The organism is Neoroseomonas marina, from assembly GCF_012927745.1.
Classification (GTDB): domain Bacteria; phylum Pseudomonadota; class Alphaproteobacteria; order Acetobacterales; family Acetobacteraceae; genus Neoroseomonas; species Neoroseomonas marina.
The window spans coordinates 76,319-99,226 of record NZ_JABBKX010000003.1 but is presented as its reverse complement, the minus strand read 5'-3'; the positions used below and the strand labels follow the sequence as shown (position 1 = coordinate 99,226).

20 protein-coding genes are annotated in these 22,908 nt (G+C 71.5%); 10 read left to right on the top strand and 10 right to left on the bottom strand.

From position 1 onward, the window contains the following. Positions 1 to 3 precede the first annotated feature (3 nt). The 5 genes from GWK16_RS10440 to queG all read right to left on the bottom strand — a co-directional run bounded on the left by GWK16_RS10440 (position 4) and on the right by queG (position 3,895). Complete coding sequence (locus GWK16_RS10440; protein WP_211187316.1) at positions 4 to 873, bottom strand: FAD binding domain-containing protein; 870 nt, start codon at positions 871 to 873, stop codon at positions 4 to 6. A 161-nt stretch (positions 874 to 1,034) separates the two neighbouring features. Beyond that, on the bottom strand, positions 1,035 to 1,544 hold the full coding sequence (locus tag GWK16_RS10435; protein ID WP_170053914.1) for a hypothetical protein: 510 nt from the start codon (positions 1,542 to 1,544) through the stop codon (positions 1,035 to 1,037). 58 nt (positions 1,545 to 1,602) lie between these two features. Beyond that, entirely contained in the window at positions 1,603 to 2,160 is a 558-nt protein-coding gene (locus GWK16_RS10430; protein WP_168038797.1) for a VUT family protein, read from the bottom strand. Further along, positions 2,157 to 2,861 (bottom strand): 7-cyano-7-deazaguanine synthase QueC, encoded by a 705-nt coding sequence (gene queC, locus GWK16_RS10425; protein ID WP_170053913.1) that lies wholly within the window; start codon positions 2,859 to 2,861, stop codon positions 2,157 to 2,159. The genes GWK16_RS10430 and queC overlap by 4 nt, the downstream gene beginning before the upstream one ends. Continuing rightward, positions 2,858 to 3,895 carry a tRNA epoxyqueuosine(34) reductase QueG gene (gene queG / locus GWK16_RS10420; protein WP_211187315.1) on the bottom strand — a complete coding sequence of 346 codons (1,038 nt, stop codon included), beginning with the start codon at positions 3,893 to 3,895 and terminating at the stop codon, positions 2,858 to 2,860. Before queG ends, queC begins: the two co-directional genes overlap by 4 nt. Before the next feature lie 103 nt (positions 3,896 to 3,998). Between queG and GWK16_RS10415 the strand changes: the two genes are divergently transcribed. Together GWK16_RS10415 and GWK16_RS10410 are read left to right on the top strand one after the other, a co-directional pair. Further along, entirely contained in the window at positions 3,999 to 4,631 is a 633-nt protein-coding gene (locus tag GWK16_RS10415) for a MarR family winged helix-turn-helix transcriptional regulator (RefSeq protein ID WP_170053911.1), read from the top strand. Further along, positions 4,523 to 5,500 carry a Bug family tripartite tricarboxylate transporter substrate binding protein gene (locus tag GWK16_RS10410; RefSeq protein ID WP_170053910.1) on the top strand — a complete coding sequence of 326 codons (978 nt, stop codon included), beginning with the start codon at positions 4,523 to 4,525 and terminating at the stop codon, positions 5,498 to 5,500. The genes GWK16_RS10415 and GWK16_RS10410 overlap by 109 nt, the downstream gene beginning before the upstream one ends. Here the strand turns inward: GWK16_RS10410 and GWK16_RS10405 are convergent. The 4 genes from GWK16_RS10405 to GWK16_RS10390 are packed head-to-tail and all read right to left on the bottom strand — an operon-like array spanning position 5,497 to position 10,410. Continuing rightward, positions 5,497 to 6,720, bottom strand: a complete 1,224-nt coding sequence (locus GWK16_RS10405) for a M20/M25/M40 family metallo-hydrolase (protein WP_170053909.1) — start codon at positions 6,718 to 6,720, stop codon at positions 5,497 to 5,499. The genes GWK16_RS10410 and GWK16_RS10405 overlap by 4 nt on opposite strands. After that, positions 6,717 to 7,766, bottom strand: coding sequence for an adenosine deaminase (gene add / locus GWK16_RS10400; protein WP_170053908.1), 1,050 nt, complete (start codon positions 7,764 to 7,766; stop codon positions 6,717 to 6,719). Before add ends, GWK16_RS10405 begins: the two co-directional genes overlap by 4 nt. Continuing rightward, positions 7,766 to 9,400, bottom strand: coding sequence for a gamma-glutamyltransferase family protein (locus GWK16_RS10395; protein WP_170053907.1), 1,635 nt, complete (start codon positions 9,398 to 9,400; stop codon positions 7,766 to 7,768). Before GWK16_RS10395 ends, add begins: the two co-directional genes overlap by 1 nt. A 2-nt stretch (positions 9,401 to 9,402) precedes the next feature. Next, complete coding sequence (locus GWK16_RS10390; protein WP_170053906.1) at positions 9,403 to 10,410, bottom strand: MBL fold metallo-hydrolase; 1,008 nt, start codon at positions 10,408 to 10,410, stop codon at positions 9,403 to 9,405. A gap of 272 nt (positions 10,411 to 10,682) precedes the next feature. Between GWK16_RS10390 and GWK16_RS10385 the strand changes: the two genes are divergently transcribed. The 6 genes from GWK16_RS10385 (at position 10,683) to GWK16_RS10360 (ending at position 19,106) form a co-directional block, all read left to right on the top strand. Continuing rightward, positions 10,683 to 11,858, top strand: coding sequence for an efflux RND transporter periplasmic adaptor subunit (locus tag GWK16_RS10385; RefSeq protein WP_170053905.1), 1,176 nt, complete (start codon positions 10,683 to 10,685; stop codon positions 11,856 to 11,858). 12 nt (positions 11,859 to 11,870) lie between these two features. After that, positions 11,871 to 14,954 carry an efflux RND transporter permease subunit gene (locus tag GWK16_RS10380; protein WP_170053904.1) on the top strand — a complete coding sequence of 1,028 codons (3,084 nt, stop codon included), beginning with the start codon at positions 11,871 to 11,873 and terminating at the stop codon, positions 14,952 to 14,954. A gap of 85 nt (positions 14,955 to 15,039) precedes the next feature. After that, positions 15,040 to 16,101 (top strand): amidohydrolase family protein, encoded by a 1,062-nt coding sequence (locus GWK16_RS10375; RefSeq protein ID WP_211187314.1) that lies wholly within the window; start codon positions 15,040 to 15,042, stop codon positions 16,099 to 16,101. Then, entirely contained in the window at positions 16,098 to 17,204 is a 1,107-nt protein-coding gene (locus GWK16_RS10370) for an amidohydrolase family protein (protein ID WP_170053902.1), read from the top strand. Before GWK16_RS10375 ends, GWK16_RS10370 begins: the two co-directional genes overlap by 4 nt. Continuing rightward, entirely contained in the window at positions 17,204 to 17,617 is a 414-nt protein-coding gene (locus GWK16_RS10365) for a Rieske (2Fe-2S) protein (protein WP_170053901.1), read from the top strand. The genes GWK16_RS10370 and GWK16_RS10365 overlap by 1 nt, the downstream gene beginning before the upstream one ends. A gap of 67 nt (positions 17,618 to 17,684) precedes the next feature. Continuing rightward, positions 17,685 to 19,106, top strand: coding sequence for an amidase (locus tag GWK16_RS10360; protein ID WP_170053900.1), 1,422 nt, complete (start codon positions 17,685 to 17,687; stop codon positions 19,104 to 19,106). Positions 19,107 to 19,114: 8 nt separating this feature from the next. Here GWK16_RS10360 and GWK16_RS10355 read toward each other — a convergent pair whose 3' ends face one another. Beyond that, positions 19,115 to 19,429, bottom strand: coding sequence for a hypothetical protein (locus GWK16_RS10355; protein ID WP_170053899.1), 315 nt, complete (start codon positions 19,427 to 19,429; stop codon positions 19,115 to 19,117). A 240-nt stretch (positions 19,430 to 19,669) separates the two neighbouring features. Here GWK16_RS10355 and GWK16_RS10350 point away from each other — a divergent pair, with 240 nt between their 5' ends. Continuing rightward, positions 19,670 to 21,466, top strand: coding sequence for a trypsin-like peptidase domain-containing protein (locus tag GWK16_RS10350; protein WP_170053898.1), 1,797 nt, complete (start codon positions 19,670 to 19,672; stop codon positions 21,464 to 21,466). Between the two features lie 22 nt (positions 21,467 to 21,488). Further along, the gene (locus GWK16_RS10345) at positions 21,489 to 22,781 is read left to right on the top strand and encodes a hypothetical protein (RefSeq protein ID WP_170053836.1); all 1,293 of its coding nucleotides are present in this window, start codon (positions 21,489 to 21,491) and stop codon (positions 22,779 to 22,781) included. The last annotated feature ends 127 nt before the right edge of the window (positions 22,782 to 22,908 follow it).

The window sequence follows — 22,908 nt, the reverse complement described above, 5'->3', positions numbered from 1 at the left end:
GGCTCAGTTCCCTCCGGCGCGGCGCGCCGCGATCGCGGCGGTGCGCTTGAGCAGCACGCCGGCCACCTTGATGCGGTACGCGATGGTGCCGCGCTTGTCGTTGATGGGCTTGCAGGCGGCGCGGCAGGCGGCCGCCGCGGCTTCCAGCGCCGCGTCGTCGAGCTTGGTGCCGATCAGCGCCTTCGCCGCGTCCTCGACCAGCAGCACGGTCGGCGCCACGGCACCGAGACCGACGCGCGCGGCCTTCACCACGCCGCCTTCCATCGTGAGGTTCACGCCCATGCCCACCACCGCGATGTCCATCTCGGTCCGCGGGATCATGCGCAGATAGGCGTCGCCCGAGCCCTTCGGGCGCTGCGGCAGGGTGAAGGCGACGACGATCTCGCCCGGGGCGAGGGTGGTCCGGCCCGGACCGGCCGGGACCTTCTCGACCGGCAGATCGCGCCGGCCGTTCGGGCCCTGGATGGTCACGACGGCGCCGGCGGCGACCATGGCCGGCACGCTGTCGCCGGCGGGGGAGCCATTGCACAGGTTGCCCCCGGGCGAGGCGCGGCCCTGCACCTGCTTCGATCCGATCAGGTTCACCGCTTCCAGCACACCCGGCCACGCCTTGCGGAAGGTCGGGTGCTCGGCGAGCACGGCGCCGGAGACCGCGGCGCCGATGCGGTAGGCGCCGCCGCCGAGATCCTCGATCGCCGTCAGTTCCGGGATCTTCTTGATGTCGATGATGGTGCCGGGCTTGGCGATCCCGGCACGCATCTGCACCAGCAGGTCGGTCCCGCCGGCGAGGATGCGCGCGGCGCCCGAGGCCGCCGCGAAGGCGCGAACCGCCTCATCGAGCGTGCTCGGCGCCAGATAACGGATGTCTGTCATTCCTGCCTTCCATCCCTCCGCGGCATGCCGAACGGGCGTGCCGCCGCCCTTCCTCGGGCGTTGGTGTTGCATCGGATGGGGGAAGGCTACGGCTTCGGGCCTTCCCGGCAAAGCCCCCCCGGCGGGGCACGTGCGTCGGACGCGCCCATCCACATGCGTGGCTAGCGCTGGTCGAGCACCGTGATCGCGACCTCGTCGCCGGCTCGCAGGCGCGTCACGAAGGCCATCATGCTGCGATCCGGCACCTCGAAGATCTGCGTCGTGCCCTGGCTGCTGGCGAGGTCGATGTGCTGTCCGCCGCGCTGGATCTCCCGCACCGTGGCGCGGATGCGGTCCCGCGGACCGCGCCGGGCCGCGAGGGCGACATGGCCGACACCGCGCGAATCGTATTCGACGATGACGCGGGTGCCGGGCTGCAGGCTGCCCAGGCCGCGGTAATCGTCCGGCGGCGAGACATGGAGCGTGCCGCCGCTCGTCATGCGGACCAGCACCTGACGGGTGGCGGTGTCGACCAACTGCACGGTTCCGGCGGCCGCGATGCTGCCGAGGGCGGGCAGGGACGGCGGGGGCTCGGCCGCCGAGGGGGGCGGGGCCGGCGGCGTCGGGGGCACGCATCCGGCGAGCAGCGTCGCGAGGCCGACCATCGCCAGGGAACGACGCGCGATCCTCATGCCCGCCTGCTTCCGTCCATACCCCGCGGAGCCTAGCCGAGCATCGCGGGCGCCGTCATCAGGCCGGCATGACGCCCCGGCGTTCGTCGCGCCGGCGCAGCAGGTGCACGAAGGGCAGGGCGATCAGCACCATCCAGGCCTTGCCGATCACCTGGCCGGCGAGGAAGTCGAGGCTGCCGAAGGCGAGGTAGAGGAAGACCAGGCTGTCGACCACGAGCCCCACCACGCCGCTCGCCGCCACCGCCAGCACCAGGCCGCGCTTCTGCAGCGGGGTGTAGACGGCGAGGTCGGCGAATTCGCTCATCAGGAAGGCGACGGCCGAGGCGATCACCAGCGCCGGCGGCGCCAGCAGCGCCGAGAGCGCCGCGCCGGCCAGCACCGCGCCCGCCGCCCAGCCCACGCCGAGCCGGCGCTGCACCAGGTCCCGCAGCACCAGGGCGAGGCCGATCATCAGGACACCGGACGGCGCCATGACGCCCGGCGCGACGGGCACCAGGCAGGGACCGTTCGGCACGCAATAGGTGCCGGCATGGCCGATCAGCCAGTTGGCCGCCGGAATGCACAGGCCGAAGCCGATGAGCGCGAGGAAGCCCTCCGCGCGGGGGGACAGGGTCATAGCCGCTCCGAGGCGTAGTGATGCCAGCCCCGGGCACGCAATTCGCAGGCCGGGCAGGTGCCGCAGCCGTAGCCCCAGGGGTGGCGATGGGTTCGGTCACCGAGATAGCAGGTATGGGTGTGCTCGACCACCGCGGCCACCAGGTCCTGCCCGCCCAGGCTTTCGGCCAGTCGCCAGGTCTGCCCCTTGGACAGCCACATCAGCGGCGTCTCGAGCACGAAGCGCCGTTCCATGCCGAGGTTCAGCGCCACCTGCAGCGCCTTGATGGTGTCGTCGCGGCAGTCGGGGTAGCCGGAATAATCCGTCTCGCACATGCCGGCGACGATCCGGCGCAGGCCGCGGCGATAGGCGAGGGTGGCCGCAAACGTCAGGAACAGCAGGTTGCGGCCGGGGACGAAGGTGTTGGGCAGGCCTTCCGCGCCCATGGCGATCTCGGCCTCCCGCGTCAGCGCGGTCTCCGACACCTCACCGAGGGCGGCGAGGCGCAGCGTGTGGTCGGGGCCGAGGCGCCGTGTCCAATCGTCATTGATGGCCGGGATGGTGGCGCGAAAGGCCGCGCGGCATTCGAGTTCGACCGCGTGGCGCTGGCCGTAGTCGAAGCCGAGCGTCTCGACATGGCCGTAGCGGTCGAGCGCCCAGGCGAGGCAGGTGGCGGAATCCTGCCCGCCGGAGAACAGCACCAGCGCCGCGTCATCCCTCATGCCGTTGTCTCCAGCCTTTCCGCCGCCCAGCGCGCGGCCTCCACCACCACGGGATCGGCGTCCTCCGCGCGGGCCTGCGCGACGGGGCGCAGCGCGGGATCGCCCGAATTGCCGATCGCGATCATCACATTGCGCACGAAGCGGTCCCTCCCGATGCGCTTGATCGGGCTGCCCGAGAAGAGCGCGCGGAAGGCCGCGTCGTCCAGCGCCGCGAGGTCCGCCAGCAGCGGGGCGCGCAGCGCCGCCCGTGGCGCGAAGGCGGGTTCGCGGTGCGCTTGCGCGAACTTGTTCCACGGACAGACGGCGAGGCAGTCGTCGCAGCCATAGATGCGGTTGCCCATCAGCGGCCGCAGCGCGGGGTCGATCGGGCCGCGGTGTTCGATCGTCAGGTAGGAGATGCAGCGCCGCGCGTCGAGCTCATAGGGCGCGGGGAAGGCCGCGGTCGGGCAGACGTCGAGGCAGGCGCGGCAGGAGCCGCAGTGATCGGTCTCCGCATCCTCGGTCCCGAGGTCCAGGGTGGTGAAGACCTCGCCCAGGAACAGCCAGGAGCCGTGCGAGCGCGAGACGAGGTTGGTGTGCTTGCCCTGCCAGCCGAGGCCGGCGGCCTGGGCCAGCGGCTTCTCGGCGACCGGGGCGGTGTCGACGAAGACCTTGATGCCCGCGCCCGGCCAGCGTTCGGCCATCCACCGCCCGAGCACCTTGAGCCGCTTCTTCACCAGGTCGTGGTAGTCGCGGTTGCGGGCGTAGACGCTGACCGTGGCCCGGTCGCGATGATCGAGCGAAGCGAGGGGGTCCTCCTCCGGCCCGTAGTTCTGGCCGAGCACGACGACGGACAGGGCCTCGGGCCACAGGGCGCGGGGATGGGCGCGCTGCTCGGCGCGGTCCTCCATCCAGCCCATCGAGCCATGTCGCCCCGCGGCGAGGAAACGCATCAGGCGCTCGCGCACCTCCGGACCGAGATGCGCGCGCGCGAAGCCCACGGCATCGAAGCCGGTTTCGAGCGCCTTCCGGCGGATCTGCGTGCGCATGTCCATGACCGGGGGCGGTGATAGCGCAGATGCGGCAGCGCGGGATGGGGGCAGCGTAGTTGCGAAGAATTCTTCTTGAATGGCGGCAAATACGAAGTATTCTCCGTATATGGCAAAGCGGAACGACCCGGCCCCGAACCAACCTGTCCCGGCCCTTCACAGGCCCTTCCCGCAACACCTCGCCCGGCGGCTGTGGCAGATCGCGGCGACCTTCCAGAGCGAGGCCTTCGCCAGCCACGGCATCGCCCCCTGGCAGGTGGCCCTGCTGGCGCAACTCGCCGAGACGCCCGGTCGCGACCGCAACTGGCTCGCCGCGGCGATCGGGGTCGACGCAACCTCGGCCGGCCAGGCGCTGGCGGCCTTCGAGGCGCGGGGCCTCGTCCTGCGCGCTGCCAATCCACAGGACCGGCGCGCGAACGCCTATGCCCTGACGCCGGCCGGCGTCGCGCTGCGCGCCGAACTCGGCGGCCCGGCGCGCGCCGTCGCGCGGCGGATGCTCGCACCGCTGACCGAGGCCGACGGCGAGACGCTGCTCGCGCTCCTCGCCCGGCTTGTCGAGGCGCACGAAGCCCATGCCCGCCCCGGGGCCGGCCGCCTGCCGCCGCGGCGCAAGCGGACGGAGGAGGTCCCCCCATGCCCCACGCCTTCGGACGCCGCACCGCCTGCGGCCTCGGCTTCGCCGGCCTCCTCGCCCGTCGCGCCGCGGCGCAGGGCGCCTGGCCCGAACGCCCCGTCCGCCTGATCATCTCCGGTGCCCCGGGATCGGGCATCGACCTGGTCGCGCGCATCCTCGCCGAGGGCCTGGCGCCGCGCCTCGGCCACCCGGTGACGGTCGAGAACCGGCCCGGCGCGGGATCGGTGCTGGCGGTGCAGGCGCATGTCCAGGCGCGGCCGGGGGAGTCGCTGCTGCTCGCGGCGACCGGCGTTGCGTCCACGGTGCCCTACACCTTCGATGGCCGGCTGCCCTACGACCCCGCGACGGACATCCCGCCGGTCGCGATCGCGGGCAACGAGTTCCTGTGCCTTGCCGTTCCGGCGGCATTGCCCGTCCGGACGCTCGAGGATTTCGTCCGCCATGCCGAGGCTCGCGCCGGCGCGCTGAACTGGTTCTCCGTGCCTGGCTATGTCGAGCTCGACACGCGGATGATGTTCTTCCGCAACCAGCTCGACCTGACCTACGTGGCCTATCAGGGCTCGCCGGCGGCGGTGCTCGACCTGGTGGCGGGGCGCATCCAGTTCGCCGTGTTGCCGCTGACGCCGCTGCTCGGCGCGGTGCGCGAAGGGCGGGTGAGGGCGCTCGCGGTCACCTCCGGCGCACGTGCGCCGCAACTGCCCGATGTGCCGACCGTCGAGGAAGCGGGCTTCCCGGAACAGCGCTACGACCCCGTGACAGGCCTGTTCGGCTGGCGCGGCATGCCGGAGGCGATCAAGGCGCGGCTCGCGGGCTTCGTAGCCGAGATCCTCGGCGAGACGACGGCCAATGAGCGCCTGCGCCGTGCCGGGATGGTGGCGAGCACGGGCGATGCCGCCGCGCTCGCCGCCGTCATCCGGGTGCAGGCCGACCGCGTGCAGCTCGCGGTGCGGACGGTCGGCCTGAGGACGGGCGGCTAGCCCGGGATCCCTTCCATCCCCGCGACGGCGAGGATAGTCGCGAGGCTGGTCCGCATCCCGCGCAGCACTTCCGTCGGCTCGACGTCGAGCCACTCGTCCAGCGAATGCGCCCGCCCGCCGCGCCCGCCGGCGCCGATCTTCAGCGCCGGGATGCCGAGGCTCATCGGCACGTTCGCGTCGGTCGAGGAGAACTCGAAATGCGGCTTGTAGCCCTCCGCCGCGACGGCCGCGGCGGCGATGTCGCGGATCGGTGTCCCTGCGGGCGTCTCGCCGGCCGGGCGGTCGCCCACGCGGGCGAGCTCCGCGGTGATGACCCCGGCACGGGTGGACCGCGCGGCATTCTCGGCCGCCACGGCCTCGTCGACGATCTGCAGGAAGCGGCGGTCGAGCTTCTCGAGCTCCGCGGCCGAGGCGGAGCGGAGATCGACCTCGATCGTCACCGCATTGGCGATGGCGTTGATCGAGGTGCCGCCCGAGACGACGCTGACGCAATGCGTCGTCGGCGGCGACTTCGGCACGTCCACGGTGGCGAGGCCGCGCGCGCATTCCGCCATCGCATACATCGGGTTCACAAGGCCGAAGGCGGCATAGGAATGCCCGCCCGGACCGCGGAAGGTCACGCGATAACGGCGGGACCCGACGCCGCCCGAGACGATCTGTTCCACCTGCGGGCTGTCGACGGTCAGGAAGGCGCGGATGCGGCCGCGATGGCGGCCCTTGTCGAACAGGTGCCGCACGCCGCGCAGGTCGCCGAGGCCTTCCTCGCCCACATCGCCGACGAAGAGGATGTCATGCCGCGTGCGGATGCCCGCGGCATCGAGCGCGCGCAGATAGGCCAGGTTCACCGCCAGCGACCAGGTGTCGTCGCCGATGCCGGGCGCCATCAGCTTCGTCCCCTCGCGCTTCACGCGCACATCGGTGCCGGCGGGGAAGACCGTGTCGAGGTGGGCGGCGACCACCAGCATGTCGCCGTTACCGAAGCCGCGGCGGATGCCCATGACGTTGCCGATCTCGTCCTGCTCCACTTCCTCGAGCCCGTGGGCCCGGAGCATCTCGAGGTAGGCGGCGGCGCGCTTTTCCTCGTTGAAGGGGGGCGCCGGGATCTCGGTCAGGGTGATCAGGTCCTGCACCGTGCGGTCATGCTCGGCGGCCAGGGTCTCGGTGGCCTTGGCGAAGCGCGCGTCGGCGCGGATGGCGGCGATGGTTTCGGCGGCGGTCATGCGGGTGCTTCCAGTTCGGCGCGCAGGCGCTCATATTCGGCGGAGAAGGTCGCGGCGAGGCCGCGCTTGTCGGCTTCGGGGATGAAGGCGCCGACGATCCCGTTCAGCATGAAGCGGCGGAGGTCGTCCAGGTCGAAGCCGAAATCCTCGACCATCATGCGCCAGCACCGTTCCGGATCGACGCGGTGCAGCGGCGGGTCGTCGGTGTTGGGATGGATCAGCAGCCCGGCGGGCGGCATCCGGCGGATCGGGTGGTCGATCGCCCAGCGATCCGGGGCCAGCGTGCGGAGGTAATAGGAATTGGTCGGCACCACCGTGAAGACGATGCCGCGTTCCGCGCAGCGCCGCGCCAGCGCCGGGTTGTCCAGCACCGTGTAGCCATGGTCGATGCGCTCGACTTCGAGCAGGTCGATCGCCGTCTCGACATTACGCCAGTGGCAGCCGAACTCGCCGGCATGGGCGGTCAGGCGGAAGCCGGCGCGCTTGGCGGCGCGATAGGCCTTCCAGAAGAATTCGGGTGGGTGGTCGGTCTCGCGATAGTCGATGCCGAGACCGACGATGCGGTCCCGCCGGTGCGCGGCCATCCATTCCACCATCTGCACCGCGTCCTCGGGATCGGCCTCGCGATCGATGGACGGGATCAGCAGGGCGGAGATGCCGTGGTCGTGTTTGGCGTCGTCGAAGGCGGCGAGGATCGCGTCCGCCCCGGCGGCGTAGGGAATGCCGCTGTCGCGCGCCGTGCCGGTGGGGTTCCAGAAGATCTCGGCATGCCGCACGCCTTGGGATGCGGCGTGCTCCAGGTATTCATAGGCGATGCGGTGCAGGTCCTCGGGCCCGCGCAGGATGCGCTGTTCCAGCGCACGGAGGATGTGGAGCACGCCCTTCGGCTTGGCGTCGCGGCGCGCGAGTTCCGCAACTTCCTCCGGCGTGTAGCCTGCACCCTGGCGCTGGGCCATCTCGGCCAGCGTGTCGAGCCGGATCGCGCCGAGCAGGTGGACGTGCAGTTCCACCTTGGGAATGGCGCGGCAGAAGGCGGCCAGGTCCATCAGGCGACCCCGGCGGCATAGCCGTCGCGCTGCGGATCGGCGGCCCCTTCCAGCACGCCGTCCCACATGGCGATGCCGTGCACCCCGGCGAAGGCGTAGGTCGTCGGCACGCGCTTCACCTTGTAGCCCTGGGCGGTCAGCGCGGCCTCGGTGGCGCGCGGCACGCGCAGGGACAGGTCGAGCGTCTCGCTGGTCGCGCTGACGCGCGGGGCCATCACCGCTTCCTGGATGCCCATGCCGAAGTCGAGCAGATTTACCAGCACCTGCGACAGCGCGACGCCGATCCAGGCCCCGCCCGGCGCGCCGAGGGTCGCGACCGGCGCATCCCCCTCCATCACGATCAGCGGCGACATGGAGGAGAAACGCCGCTTGCCCGGCGCGATCGAGGTCGCGCGCCCGGGCCGCGGGTCATACCAGTTCATCGCCCCGTTCAGCATGAAGCCGAGCCCCGGCGGAATGACGCCCGAGGGCATGCCGAGGGTATGCGTGACGCTCACCACCAGCCCATCCGCATCGACGCAGGAGATGGTGGTGGTTCCCTTCGGCTCGGCGCCGACGCGGGCGAGGGAGGTCTTCTCCCCGGCCTTGATGCGCGCCGCGCAATCGGCGGCATATGCCTCGGAGAGTAGCCGCTCGACCGGGATGTCGACGAAATCGGGGTCGCCGACATGGCGATCCTTGTCGAGGCCGGCGATCTTCATCGCCTCGGCCAGCACGGCGACCATGGCCGCGCTGTTGTGCCCCATCGCCGGCAGGTCGAAGTTGGCGAGGATCCGCAGCACCTCGGCCACGAAGATGCCGCCGGCGGGCGGCGGCGGCAGCACCAGGGTGCGTCCGCGGAAGGGGACGCGGAGCGGTTCGACGCGGCGGCAGCGGATGGCGGCGAGGTCGGCCTCGGTGATCAGCCCGCCATGCGCGGCCATGTCGGCGGCGATGCGCCGGGCGATCTCGCCCGTGTAAAAGGCATCCGCCCCGTCGCGCGCGATGGTCGCGAGTGTCGCCGCCAGGTCCGGGTTCACCACCCGGTCGCCCGGGCGCTTCGGCGTGCCGTCGGGGCGAAGATACAGTCGTGCGCCATCCGGCGTGTGACCCAGCTTCTCGGCGATGTTCACCCGGCCATAGGCGCGCTCATCCGAGACGAACATCGCATGCACATGCGGGCGGACCATCCAGCCGTCGCGGGCGCAGGCGATGGCGCCGTCGAACAGGCTCGACCAGGGCATCCGCCCGAAGGCGGCATGGGCGTCGGCGAAGGCGCGCAGGATGGACGGCACGGTGACCGAGGCATGTCCGACCTCGTTCGGCGCGCCGGTCAGCACGAAGCCGTAGCCGTCGGTGCATTCGCGCTCGAACAGGTTCGACCACATCTCGGCATGCGCGCCGGCCGGGCAGGGGGACAGCCCGTCCAGCACCACCTGCGTCCCCGTCTTCGGGTCGTGGATGGTCAGCACGCCGAGGCCGCCGAGGCCGCACATCATCGGATCGACCACGCCCTGCGTGAAGGCGCAGGCGAGGGTCGCGTCGATCGCATTGCCGCCGGCGGCGAGCACGGCGGCGCCGGCTTCGACGGCCTCCGGCTGCGGCGCGACGATCATCGCGCGTGGGGTCGGGATGCGGCGGGAGGGGCGGGGCATCTCTATCTCCTGGCCCAGGCGATGACGCCGTCGGCGCCGGGCATCCGCTCGACGCGGCCCATGGCTTCGAGGCGACGCAGATGGGCGAGCGTCTCGCCGAGGCCGAAGCCGAGGCTGCGCTCGTCGAGCGGACGGCGGAACAGCGCCGGCAGCAGAGCATGCGCGGTCGCCGGCGCGGCGCAGGCGTCCTCGAGCGCCGCGAGCCTGGCGTCATGATGCGCATCGAGCGCGTCGAGCCGTGCGTGCAACCCTCGGAATGGATCGCCATGGGAGGGCAGCACCAGCACGTCCTCTGGCAGGTCGCGAAAGCGCCTGAGCGACGACAGGAAAGCGCCCAGCGGATCGGCCATCGGCTCCCCGGCATGGAGGCCGACATAGGGGGTGATGCGTGGCAGGATCTGGTCGGCGGCGATCAGGACGTTCGCCTCGGCGCAGTACAGGCAGGCCATGTCGGGCGCGTGGCCCTGGCCGGTGATGACGCGCCAGTCGCGCCCGCCGATGCGCAGCACCTGCCCGTCCGCGATGCAGGTGAAGGCCCGCGGCAATGGCGAGACGCTGCGCACGTAGAGCGGCCCTCGGGCGCGCAGGAAGGCGCCGTAGGAGTCCGGCGCGCCGGCGATCCGCGCGAATTCCGCCTGGTGGACCAGCATCTCCTCACCCGTGTCGAACCACAGCGAGCGCGCCTGCAGCCATTCGATGCGCGTCATCATCGGCGTCAGGCCGTGCTCGGCCGAAAGCCAGCCCATCAGCCCGGCATGGTCGGGGTGGAAATGCGTCACCAGCAGCCCGGTCAGGGGGCGGTTGCCGAAGGCCGCACCGGTCAGCGCCTTCTGCCAGCTGGTCCGAGTCTCGTCATTCGAGATGGCGGCGTCGATGGCGAGCCAGCCCGGACCATCCTCGATCAGCCAGACATTCACGTGGCTGGGCGGGAAGGGCAGCGGAAAGCGCATCCAGCGCAGGCCGGGCAAGAGGGGAACGGCTTCGCCGGGCGGGGGGATATCGATGTGCATGTCGGGACAGCGTGGCGCGGGTGGCCGCAGGGCTCAATCCCCCGGCGAAAGCAATGCACGTTCCGGTTGAAGGGGATTGCAAAGTGGTCATCTTGGGGCGCATCCAGTGCCCGGCCCTTGGCGCTGCGTCGCAGGGCACAATAATTGCGTCCGATCGGCTGCCGGCGCATGCCGCCGGCAAGCCGTCTGGGGGACTGCAATCGGTAGCCGAACCGGGGTTGGCGCGACCTGTTATCGTCGCCGGCCCGTTCCGGGCTGCCACGGAGGTCTGAATGGCGCGAGCCGGGCGCATTTTTCTTGCGTTGGTCGTGGCGGGTGCGGGCGCTGGCGGCTGGTACTGGTACCAGCAGCGCCTGGACGCGCAGGCCCCCGTGCAGCAGGCCCGCCCGGCCGGGCTGCCGCCGATCCCGGTGACGACGGAACTCGTCCAGCGGGGTCCGCTGCCGATCGAGATCATGGCGAACGGCCTCGTGGTGCCCGAAGCGGTGGTGACCGTCCGGCCTCGCGTCGACGGGCAGGTCGAGCAGGTGCTGGTCGAGGAAGGCCAGATGGTCGAACGGGGCGACCCCCTGTTCACCCTCGATTCCCGGATGAACCAGGCGCTGCTCGCCCAGCAGGAGGCGCAGTTGGCGCGCGACCGCGCGTTGCTGTCCCGCGCCCAGTCCGATCTGGTGCGCTACCAGTCGCTCCGCGGCGAGGGCTACGCGGCGCAGCAGCGCTTCGAGCAGGCCCAGGCGGACGCGGCCTCCGCCGCGGCGATCGTGCGCGCGGACGAAGCGATCGTCAGCCAGACCCGCCTGCAGATCGAATTCGCCTCCATCCGCGCGGAGATGAGCGGGCGGCTCGGCGCCTTGCCGTTGCGCCCGGGCAACTTCGTCCGCCAGGCCGAGAATGTCGGCATGGCGACCATCACCCGCATGGACCCGATCCTGGTGCAGTTCTCGGTGCCGGAACGTTGGCTGGGCGAGATCCGCGCGGCCATGGCGGCTGGCGGCGAGGGCCCGGTGGTGCGCGCCTTCCCCGCGGAATCCCCGGATGCGCCCGTCGAGGGGCGGCTGGTCTTCGTCGACAGCGCCGTCGACACCCAGACCGGCACCATCGCGCTCAAGGCGCGCTTCGCCAATGCGCCGGTCCGGCTTTGGCCCGGCCAGTACATCCGCGTCGCGCTGATCCCCCGGATCGAGCCCGACGCGCTGTCGGTGCCGGCCGCGGCGTTGCAGGTCGGTCAGGATGGCCGCTTCGTGTTCCTGCTGCAGGGCAACCAGGCCAAGCGCCGGCCCGTCGAGCTGGTGCGCATGACGGCCGGGCGGGCGGTGATCCGCGGCGATTTCGCGGCGACCGACCGGGTGATCGTGGAAGGCGCCCAGCGCGTCGCCGATGGCGGCCGCGCGGTCGAGCGCAGCGCACCCGCCCAGGGATCGCAGCGCATCTCCCAGGCCACGCGCTAGCGGGTCCGGGCCATGCACATCTCCGAACTCTGCATCCGACGCCCCGTGATGACGAGCCTGCTCGCCATCGCGGCGGTCATCGCCGGGACGGTCGCCTATCTGCGCCTGCCGGTCGCCGCCGTGCCGCGCGTGGACTTCCCCGTCATCACGGTGTTCGCGAACCTGCCGGGGGCGAGTCCGGAGACCATGGCGACATCCGTCGCCCTGCCGCTCGAACGCGAGTTCTCGACGATTGCCGGCATTGACCAGATCTCCTCGGTCAACGGCCAGGACACAACGCAAATCACGCTGCAGTTCGTGCTGAACCGCAACATCGACGCGGCGGCGCAGGACGTCCAGGCGGCGATGACGCGCGCCCAGCGGCGCCTGCCGCCGGAGATGACCACCCCGCCATCCTACCGGAAGGTCAACCCGGCGGATGCGCCGGTCCTGCTGCTGACCCTCGGGACGAATGGCGACGTGCCGCTCTACCGGCTGAACGACATCGCCAGCACCATCGTCGGGCCGGCGCTGTCGCGCGTGCCGGGTGTGGCGCAGGTCCAGGTCTATGGCGAGCAGCTCTATTCCGTGCGCGTCCAGCTCGACCCCGATCGCATCGCCGCGATGGGATTCGGCTTCGACCAGGTGCAGCAGGCCATCGCCGCGGCGAATTCGAACACCCCGGTCGGGCTGCTGCAGGGCGAACGCCAGCAATTGACGTTGCGCGCCAATGATCAGCCGCAGGATGCCGCGGATTTCTCGCGCCTCGTGGTCGGGGGGCGGCCGAACGCGCCGGTGCGGCTGGGCGACATCGCCCGGCTGAGCGACGGGGTCCAGAACCAGCGTGTGGCGGCCTGGCGGGACGGCCAGCGCGCCCTGGTGCTGGCCGTGCTGCGTCAGCCGGACGCCAACACGGTCGAGGTGGTGGACGGCGTGCGCGACGCGCTGCCCGCCCTGCGCGAGGCACTGCCCCCGGGCGGTGAACTTGGCGTCCTGCTCGACCGCTCGGCCTCGATCCGCGCCGCGGTGCATGACGTGCAGGAAAGCCTGCTGATCGCCATCGGCCTGGTGGTGCTGGTCTGCTTCCTGTTCCTGCGGCGCGTCAGCGCGACGCTGATCCCGACGGTGGCGGTGCCGATCAGCCTCTGCGTCACCTTCGGGCTGATGTATGCCCTGGGCTACGGCATCGACAACGTGACGCTGCTTGGCCTGACCATCGCGGTGGGCCTCGTGGTGGACGACGCCATCGTGGTCCTCGAGGCCGCGGTCCGCCACATGGAGAACGGGGTCGCGCCCCTCCAGGCAGCGATCCGCGGCGCGAAGGAGATCGGCTTCACCGTCATCTCCATCACCCTCTCCCTGATCGCCGTCTTCCTGCCGATCCTGCTCATGGGCGGCGTGGTCGGACGCGTGTTCAACGCCTTCGCGGCGACGGTCTCGCTGGCGGTGGTCGCCTCCTGCGTCGTGTCCCTGACGCTGACGCCGCTGATGGCCTCCCGCCTGCCGGCCCATCCCAAGCCCTCGCGGCTCGATACGATCCTCGAGAAGGGGTTCGTCGCGGTCGAGCACGGCTATGCGAAGATGCTGGACTTCGCGCTGCGCTGGCGGTCCCTCGTCTGGCTCGCCTTCGCGGCCTCCTTCGCGGCCGCGGTGTGGCTCGCCATCACCATCCCCAAGGGCTTCTTCCCCGTGGAGGACACCGGCCTGATGGTGGTCAGCACCGAAGGGCCGCGCGGCGCCTCCATCGAGGCCATGGCGGAGATGCAGAACCGCGCCGCCAGCATCGTGCAGAACTCGCCCTATGTCGTCTCCGTGGTGTCCAATATCGGCGCGGTGGGTGGCAGCGCCTCGATCAACCAGGGGCGCATCTTCGTCGAGTTGAAGCCGGCGGGCGAACGACCCCCGATGCCCGAGGTGGTGCAGCAGTTTCGCCGGCAGCTCGCCGGCATCCCGGGCATGCGCATCTTCGTGAACCCAATCCAGAACATCAATTTCGGCGCCCGGCAGTCGCGCACCCTCTACCTCTACACCCTGCAGGGGCTGCGGCTGGACGAGCTCTATGACTGGGCCCAGCGCATCGAGGCGCGGCTGCAACGCGTCCCTGAACTGCAGGACGTCAACACCGACCTCCAGCTCGACAGCCCCGTCGTCCAGGTGACGGTGGATCGCGACCGCGCGGTGGTGCTCGGCGTCAGCCAGGACCAGGTGCGCCAGGCGCTCTATTCCGCCTTCGGCAGCCGGCAGATCTCGACCATCTACGGACAGGCCAACGCTTATCCGGTGATCCTCGAGGCCCTGCCCGAGGACCAGCGGGACGAGACCGGCCTGTCGAAGCTGTATCTCCGCGCGCAGGGCGGGCGTCTGGTTCCGCTCTCGGCGGTGTCGCGGCTCGACCGCGGGACCGGCCCGCTGACGGTCGGCCACCAGGGGCAGCTGCCGGCGGTCACGATCGGCTTCAACACCGCCCCGGGCGTCTCGCTCGGCCAGGCGGTGGACGCCATCCGCACCGTCGAGCGCGAGATCGGCGTGCCGCCCACCATCGTGACCGGCTACACCGGGACGGCGCAGATCTTCCAGCAGGCGCTGGCCGGGCAGGGGATGCTGGTGCTGGCGGCGGTGCTGATCATGTATCTCGTGCTCGGCATCCTCTACGAGAGCCTGATCCATCCGCTGACCATCCTGTCGGGCCTGCCGGCGGCGGCGCTCGGCGCCTTCTGGACGCTGCGGCTGTTCGGGCTCGACCTGTCCGTCATCGCGGTGATCGGCGTGCTCCTGCTGGTCGGCCTCGTGAAGAAGAACGCCATCATGATCGTGGACGTGGCGCTGAACCGGCAGCGCGCCGGCGTGCCGGTCTTCGAGGCGGTGCGCGAGGCCTGCCTGCTGCGCTTCCGCCCGATCATGATGACGACGCTCGCCGCCGGCGCGGGCGCCCTGCCCATCGCGGCGGGCTGGGGCGCAGCGGCGGAACTGCGCCAGCCGCTCGGCCTCGCGGTGGTGGGTGGGCTCGTCGTGAGCCAGGCGCTCACGCTGTTCGTGACGCCGGTGCTGTACCTCGCCTTCGACGGACTTGCGCAGCGCTTCTCGCGCGGCCACGGGGCCGTCGCGCCGGCGGAATAGCAGCCTTGGGCCGGCGGGGGTTGCCCCCGCCGCCGACACGGAGGACCCTATGACGTCGCCCGGGCAGAGGGCAGGCGGAGGGACCGTGATCCAAGGCGTCATCGACTGCGACCTGCACCCCCATGTTCCGGGTGTCGCGGCACTGCTGCCCTACATGGACGACTACTGGCGCCATACGCTGGTCGAGCGCGGCATCCAGGTGCTCGAAAGCGCGTCCTATCCACCGAACGCACCCAGCACCGTCCGCGCCGACTGGCGCGGTGCCAATGGTCAGGCGCCGGCGACGGTCGATCGCGTGCAGGCCCAGGCGCTGGATCGCTGGGGCGCGGCGGCCGGAATCCTCAACCCGTTGTTCCCCGTCCAACTGCCCTTCAGCCGCGACATGTCGGCCGCCATGGCGCGCGCCGTGAACGATTGGGTGCGCGCCGAGTGGCTCGAGAAGGACGCCCGCCTGCGTGCCGCCATCCTGCTGCCCAACGGGGTGGAGGAGGCAGTCGCCGAGATCGAGCGCCTCGCCCCCGATCACCGTTTCGTGCAGGGCCTCGTGCTCTGCATGGGGGAGATCCCGCTCGGCCGTCGCGAATGGTGGCCGGTCCATGCGGCACTCGAGAAGCACGGCCTGCCGCTCGCCATCCATGCCGGCAGTGCCTGGCGGCATCCGCCGACCTCGGTCGGCTGGCCGTCCTGGTACGTCGAGGAATACGCGTCCAACTCGCTCGGCTTCCAGGCGAGCCTCGCCTCCCTGCTGACCGAGGGCGTCTTCGGCAAGTTCCCCAACCTCAAGGTGGTGCTGGCGGAATCGGGCGTTTCCTGGCTGCCGTCATTCCTTTGGCGGCTGACCAAGTCCTGGAAGGGCGTGCGCTTCGAGATCCCCTGGGTGGACCGCCCGCCGGCCGAGATCATCCGCGACCATGTCCGCCTGACCGTGCGACCCTTCGACGCGCCCGAGGATGCCGACACCGTGAGCCGCCTGCTCGATCACCTGCGTTCGGACGAGATGCTGCTCTGGGCCACCGACTGGCCGCACGCGCATTTCGAGGAGGACGCCACCGTGCCGCCCGGCCTGCCCGAGGGGCTGCTGCCGAAGATCATGGTCGACAACCCGCGCGCGACCTATGCTCGCCTGCGGGAGGGAGGAAGCGCATGAACCTCGTCCGGCCCATCGCCGCGCCAGGGCGGCCCGCCGCGGCCACGCTCGGCCTCATCGACTGCGACATCCATCCGCGGGTGCGCGACCTTGGGGAATTCCGGCCTTTCCTGTCGGATGCCGAATGGCACCGCCTCGCGACCTACGGCATCCATGCCCGGCACGGCTTCGCGAAGGGCTATCCCTTCCCGAAGGCGGCGCCGCTCGCCTGCCGGCGCGATGCCTGGCCGCCCGGCGGCGGGCCGCCGGCCTCGGACCTGCCCTTCCTCCAGCACCAGTTACTGGACCAGTACGGGCTCGATTTCGGCGTGCTGAACCCGCTGCAGCCCTCGGGGCAGGGGGATGTGAACGACGGGCTGTCGATCGCGCTCGCGCGGGCGGTGAACGAGTGGCAGCTGGCGCATTGGGTGGACCATGAGCCGCGCCTCAAGGCCTCGATCGTCGTGCCCTATGAGGACGGCGCCGCCTCGGCCGCCGAGATCCGCCGCTGGGCCGGCGACAAGCGCTTCTGCCAGGTGCTGCTGATGAGCCGCACCTGCGAGCCGCTCGGCCGCCAGCGCTACTGGCCGATCTGGGAAGCGGCCGCCGAGGCCGGATTGCCCGTCGGCATCCACGCCTTCGGCTATTCCGGCCATGCCATGACGAATGGCGGCTGGCCGTCCTTCTATGTCGAGGAAGTGCAGGAGCACGCGACCAGCGCCCAGGCGCAGGTCTCCTCCATGGTGGTGGAAGGCATCTTCGAGCGCTTCCCGACACTCAAGGTCATCCTGATCGAATGCGGCTTCGGCTGGCTGCCGTCGCTCGCCTGGCGGCTCGACGCCACCTGGAAGCGGCTGAAGGACGAGGTGCCGCACCTCAAGCGTGCGCCCAGCGAGTACATGCGCGAGCACGTCTTCGTCTCGACCCAGCCGATCGAGGAACCCGAGCGGCCCGAGCATCTGCTCGACACCATGGAATGGATCGGCTGGGACCGGATCCTGTTCGCCTCGGACTATCCGCACTGGGATTTCGACGATCCGCGCCTCGCCATCCCCTCCTTCATCCCGGAGGAGAAGCGCGCGGCGATCTATGGCGGCAATGCGCGGAGGCTGTTCGGGTTCTGATGGCACGGCATGTCGTCGCCCCGGTCGCGGAGATTCCGCCCGGAGGCCATAAGGTGGTCGAGGCCGCGGGCAAGCGGATCGTGGTGTTCAATCTCGACGGCGCGTTCTTCGCGCTGCTCGACCGGTGCCCGCACCAGGGCGGGCCGTTGTCCGGGGGCATCCTCTGCGGGCTGACCCAGTCGGAGGAGCCGGGGACCTATCGCTTTTCCCGCGCCGGCGAGTTCGTCCGTTGCCCCTGGCACCAGTGGGAATTCGACATCCGCACGGGCAAATCCTGGTTCGACCCGCGCCGCACCAAGGTCCGGCCCTTCCCGGCGCATGTCGAACCCGGCGCGACGCTGGTCGAAGGACCCTACACGGCCGAGACCTTCGAGGTCCGGGTCGAGGATTCCTACGTCGTCGTCGAGGCCTGAGCCGGTTTGCCCCGGCCGCCGTGACGTGCACCGATAGACGCAGAACTGCAGCAAGGGCCGCATCGCCGTGACATCCACGCCTCTCTGGCAACTCTCCGCCACCGAGCTCAGCGCGCTCACGCGCTCCGGCCAGGTCAGCGCCGTCGAGGCCGTTCGCGCCTCGGTCGATCGCATGCATGCGGTGAACCCGTCGCTCAACGCCGTCGTCACCGACCTGTCGGCATCGGCGCTGGGACGCGCCAAGGCGCTGGACGCCGCGAAGGGTCCCAAGGGCCCGCTGCACGGCGTGCCGATCACGATCAAGATCAACATCGACCAGAAGGGCGAGGCGTCCTCGAACGGCGTCGTCGCTTTCAAGGACATGGTCGCGCCCGGCGATGCGCCGCTGGTGAAGAACCTGCTCGATGCCGGCGCGGTGGTGATCGGACGGACCAACGTTCCCGAATTCTCCCGCCGGGCGGAGACGGACAACCCGATCTACGGCCAGACCTGGAACCCTTGGGGGCGGCATGTCAGCCCGGGCGGCTCCTCGGGTGGGGCGGGATCGGCGGTCGCGGCGGGAATCGGCGCGCTGGGTCACGGCAACGACATCGGCGGGTCGCTGCGCTTTCCGGCGGCCGGCAACGGCGTCGTCACGGTGAAGCCGGGCGTCGGGCGCGTGCCCGTCTACAACCCGTCCCAGACGGCCGAGCGCGGCATCCTTGCGCAGCAGATGTCGGCGCAGGGGCTGCTGGCGCGCTCGGCGCGCGACCTGCACCTCGCCATGCCGCCGATGATCGCCGCCGATCCCCGCGATCCCTTCCACGTCCCGCTGCCCTGGTTCGGGCCTGCTCTGGAGGGGCCGATCAAGGTCGGCTTCAGCCTTGAGGCGCCGGACCTGCCGCTGCATCCGCTGGTCGAAAAGGCGCTGCGCGCCGCCCGGGCCGCGCTGACCGATGCGGGCTATGTGGTCGAGGAGATCGCGCCGCCCTCGCTGCGCGAGATCGCCTTCGAAGGCCGCCAGGCGCTGATGACCGAGAGCTATCACCTGATGGCCGAGGACATCGAGAAGTACGGGTCGACCGCGATCCGCAACGTCTTCGAGCAGAACTACCGCCGCACCCCGCCCGTCGAGATGAAGGCGATGCTGCAACTGCTCGCCCGCCGCACCTTCTACGCACGGCAATGGTCGGAGCTGATGGCGAAGTACCCGCTGTTCCTCTCGCCCTTCCTGCCGGTGCCCTTCTATCCGCCGGGTCGCGACGCGGAAGGTGCCGAAGGCCTACGCGAGAGCATCGGCCAGGGGCATTGGTCGACGCTCGGCAACTACCTGGGGCTGCCGGCGGGCAATGTGCCGGCGGGCTTGGGCGATTTCCCCGAGGGCCCGAAGCCGATCGGGGTGCAGATCCTGGGCCAGCGCTGGCGCGAGGATCTCGTGGTCGATGCCATGATCGCCATCGAGGACCGGCTCGGCACGCTGTCGCAGCAACTCTGGGCACGGATGGGCTGACGCCCGGGTCAGCAGCCGTTGCGGCGGCGGCAGGCCAGGTAGTCGTTCATGCAGCGCTGCATGCAGCTGGCGCGGTCGGTCGGCGTGAAGGCCGGCGCGTTCGGGTTCATGCTCCACATGCCGGGGCAGGCGACCTGGCAGGCGGATTGCTGCGTCAGGCAGGCATTGGCGAGCGGGGCGGCGCAGATCAGCCCCCCGCCCGCACTCGGCGCCGGCGCTGCCTCGGCCGGCGCGCCGAGCGGTGGCGGCTTGGTCGTCGGCAACGGCTGGGCCAGCGCAGGGCCGGCAAGCAGCATGAGCAGCAGCATGGTGCGACGCAGCATGGGGGGCTTCCCGGGGGTGACGGATCGCGGGGCGGCGTGCTGCGCCTCGGCGCCTCTCCGGTCAACGAAGCCGGCTCACAGTCCGTGAAGCGCTTCAGGCGATAGTCGCTTGCGGCGGCGCAAGGCGATGGGCGCCACGGCGAAGCCATTCTCCGCGCCGAACATGATCCCTACAGTCCGGTTGGACGGCGCAGGATTCGCAGGCGCCGCCGACCACTCCCGTCCGGAGCCGACGAGACCATGGCGAGCCCGCGCTTCATCCTGAAGACCGACCTCCAGGGGCTCGAGCCCGTGGCGGTCGGCGGTGCGGCGGTGCTGGACGCCGATGCGCGGCTGCGGTCGCTGCTGGGCCCGGACCGCGCCGCGCTGTTCGCCGAACCCGTCGTCACCTGGGGCAATGGGCGCAATCCCGGCTCCGTTTCCTGGTATGCCGAGGCAGCGGGCGACCCGGTGCCGCTCGCCAGCCTGCCGCCGCAGCGCCGCGCGATGATCGAGGCGCGGCTGCAGCAGGACCTTTCCGCGCTGGCACCGCTGATGGGCGATCCGCTGCTGCGCGGCGCGCTGGTGCTGGCCGGGCCCGATTCGATCCTCGCGCTCGACGACCGGCCGGTGCTGACGGGGTGGGGCCTTGCCCCGCCGGGCGCGCTGCGCGACCCGGCTTCGCGCGCGGCGCATCTGCGCGCGGTCTATGGCGCGGCGCTGCCGCCGGCGCTGGCTGCCGAAGGTGCGCCGACGCCCGAGCCACCACGCCCCGCCGCGCCGCCGCCGCGCCCGGCTGCCGCGCCGGTGCCGCCGCCGGTCGCACCATTGGCCGCCGCAGCCGCGGCGCCGGTCGCCGCACGCGCAACGTCTTCAGCCTGGAACTGGTGGCTGCTGCCGGTCGGCGTGGTGGTGGCGCTGATTTTCCTCGGCCTCGGTTTCTGGCTCGGCTGGCGGCTGATCTCCGAACGCATCGCCGAGCAGCGCCTGGTCGCGCATGTCGCCGATTCCTCGCGCATCGACGAGCAGATCATCCGCCAGCGCCAGACCAACGAGGCGATCCAGCGCGAGATCGAGCAGGCCCGCCAGGCGCTGCAGGGCGATGTCTGCCGGCCCGGCGATTTCGGGCTCTCGCCACTGACGCCACCGCAGATCACGCCGATGCAGCCTTCGTCGCTGCCGCCGACGCCGCAGGGGCAGCAGGCCTTCCAGGGCACGCTGATCGAATTGCTCGACCAGGCGACGGTGCTGGTGCTCGGGCCGCTCGCGAACGGGCAGGGGGTTGGCACCGGCACGGGCTTCGTCGTCGCGCCGGGCGTCGTGGTGACCAACGCGCATGTGGTCGCACCACTCGATCCCGCGCGCGTCTATGTGGTGAACCGGCGGCTCGGGCGGCCGGTGACGGTGCAGGTGATGGCGCAGACGCCGGAACCCGCGCCGGGCAAGCCGGACTTCGCGCTGCTGCGCCTGCCGGCGGAGGCGACCGCGCTCTCGCCGCTCGGCCTGACGCGGGTCGCGAGCCGGCTCGATCCGGTCATCGCCGCAGGCTTCCCGCAGGCGATCATGCAGACGGATGCGAACTTCCAGGCGCTGCTCGACGGCAACATCCGCTCGGTGCCGGAACTCGCGGTGACGGACGGGCTGGTGAGCGCGGTGCAGAACCTGCCCTCCGGCCTCACGGTGCTGCCGCACACCGCGGCGATCAGCCGGGGCAATTCGGGCGGGCCGCTGGTCGATCGCTGCGGGCGCGTCGTCGGCGTCAACACCTTCGGCTTCTTCAACGCGGAACAGGGGGAGCGCGTCTCCTACGCGCAGAAGGTCGACAGCCTGATGACCTTCCTGCAGGCGAACAACGTCAACGTGGCGGACCTGACGGGCGCCTGCCAGCCTGCGCAGGTCGCGGCGCCGCCGACCGCGCCGGCCGTGCCGACCGCGCCGGCCGCGGCGGGCGCACCCGCGGCGCCAGCGCCGGCGGCGGCACCCGCTGCCGCCGCACCGGCTGTTTCTCCGCCCGCGCCACCGCCGGCCGCGCCGGCGGCCCCCGCCGCGCCGCGCTGAGCGAGGAAGGCAGGACGCCCCCGTGGACGACAGCCTGATCGCCACCACGCTGAACCGGGACCTGCTGGCGCAGGGCGTCGGCGGTCAGCTCTCGGTGCAGCATTGGGAACAGCTGACGCAGTATCTCCGGCGCGCGCTCTCCCCGCGTCACGCTGCGCTGTTCGCCGAGCCGAACCCGGATCCCGAGAAGGGCAGCATCGATTGGTACGCGCCGGGCGCCGGCCAGGCGGTGCCGTTGCCGCAGCTCGACCACGCGTCGCAGCAGGCCGTGATGGGCCTGCTCATGCCGATGGTCGCCGAGATCCAGGCAGCGGCGGAGAAGCTGCGCGCCTCGACCAATGATGGCGACCGGTTCCTCGGCGAGTTGCTGCGCCTGGCGCTCGAGATCCCGGACCAGACCGCGATCCGCGTGCGGGGTGGCGTGCCGGTGCTGGCCCCCTGGGGCCACACGGCCGCCGGCGCGGGGGCCGCGCGCGAACTGCTCGTGCGGATGGTGCCGACGCCGGTCGCGCCGATGGCGATCGTCGGGCCGCCGGTGGCCGCCGCGATCGCGGCGCGGCGCGTCTGGCCGTGGCTGCTGGCCTTCCTGCTCGTGCTGCTCGCGCTGCTGCTCGCGTTCTGGCTCCTGTGGAAGGACCCCTTCGGCTGGTTCGCCACACCCGAGGCGCAGTGCATCGCACCCGAGGGCCAGGTCTCGCGGCTGGATGCCCTGCGGGAGGAGGAGGCGCGGGAAGGCGCGCTGCGCGCCGAACTCGCCCGCATCGTCGCCGAGGCGGGCGAACGCCGCCTGCTCTGCCGCGCCCCCGAGCCGCCGCCGCGCCCGCCCGAGCCACCCCGTCCGCCGGAGCGGCCACAGCCGCCGCCGCGTCCACCTGAACCGCCTCAGCCCCCGCCCCAGCCCGAGCCGCAGCGCAATGCCGACGTCGAACGCGCCGACCGCCAGGGCGCGCGGCGTGGGCGGACGCAGGTGATCCTGGCCTGGGACGACCGCAACGACCTCGACCTCGCGGTGATCTGCCCGAGCGGGGAGCGTATCGACTTCCGCAACCGCGCGGCCTGCGGCGGGGCGCTCGACATCGACCGCAACGCGACGGGTGGGCCGACGACGCGCACACCGGTCGAGAACGTGGTCTTTGAGAACAATCCCGCACCCGGCCGCTACCGCGTCGTGGTCGACTATTTCGACCGCGCGGACGGCCCCACCACCCCCTACCGCGTCACGATCCGGCAGGAGGGGCAGCCCGACCGCGTCATTACCGGCACGGCGCGCCAGGGCGTGCGCGACCAGGTCGTCGGCGAGTTCACGGTGCCATGATCCGCTCCGACGACAGGAGGGCGCAGGCGGCGCGGCCGGCGAGCACCGGATGTCTGAATCGGAGCGGTCGGCCATGATCCGCTCCGATGACAGGAGGGCGCAGGCGGCGCGGCCGGCGAGCACCGGA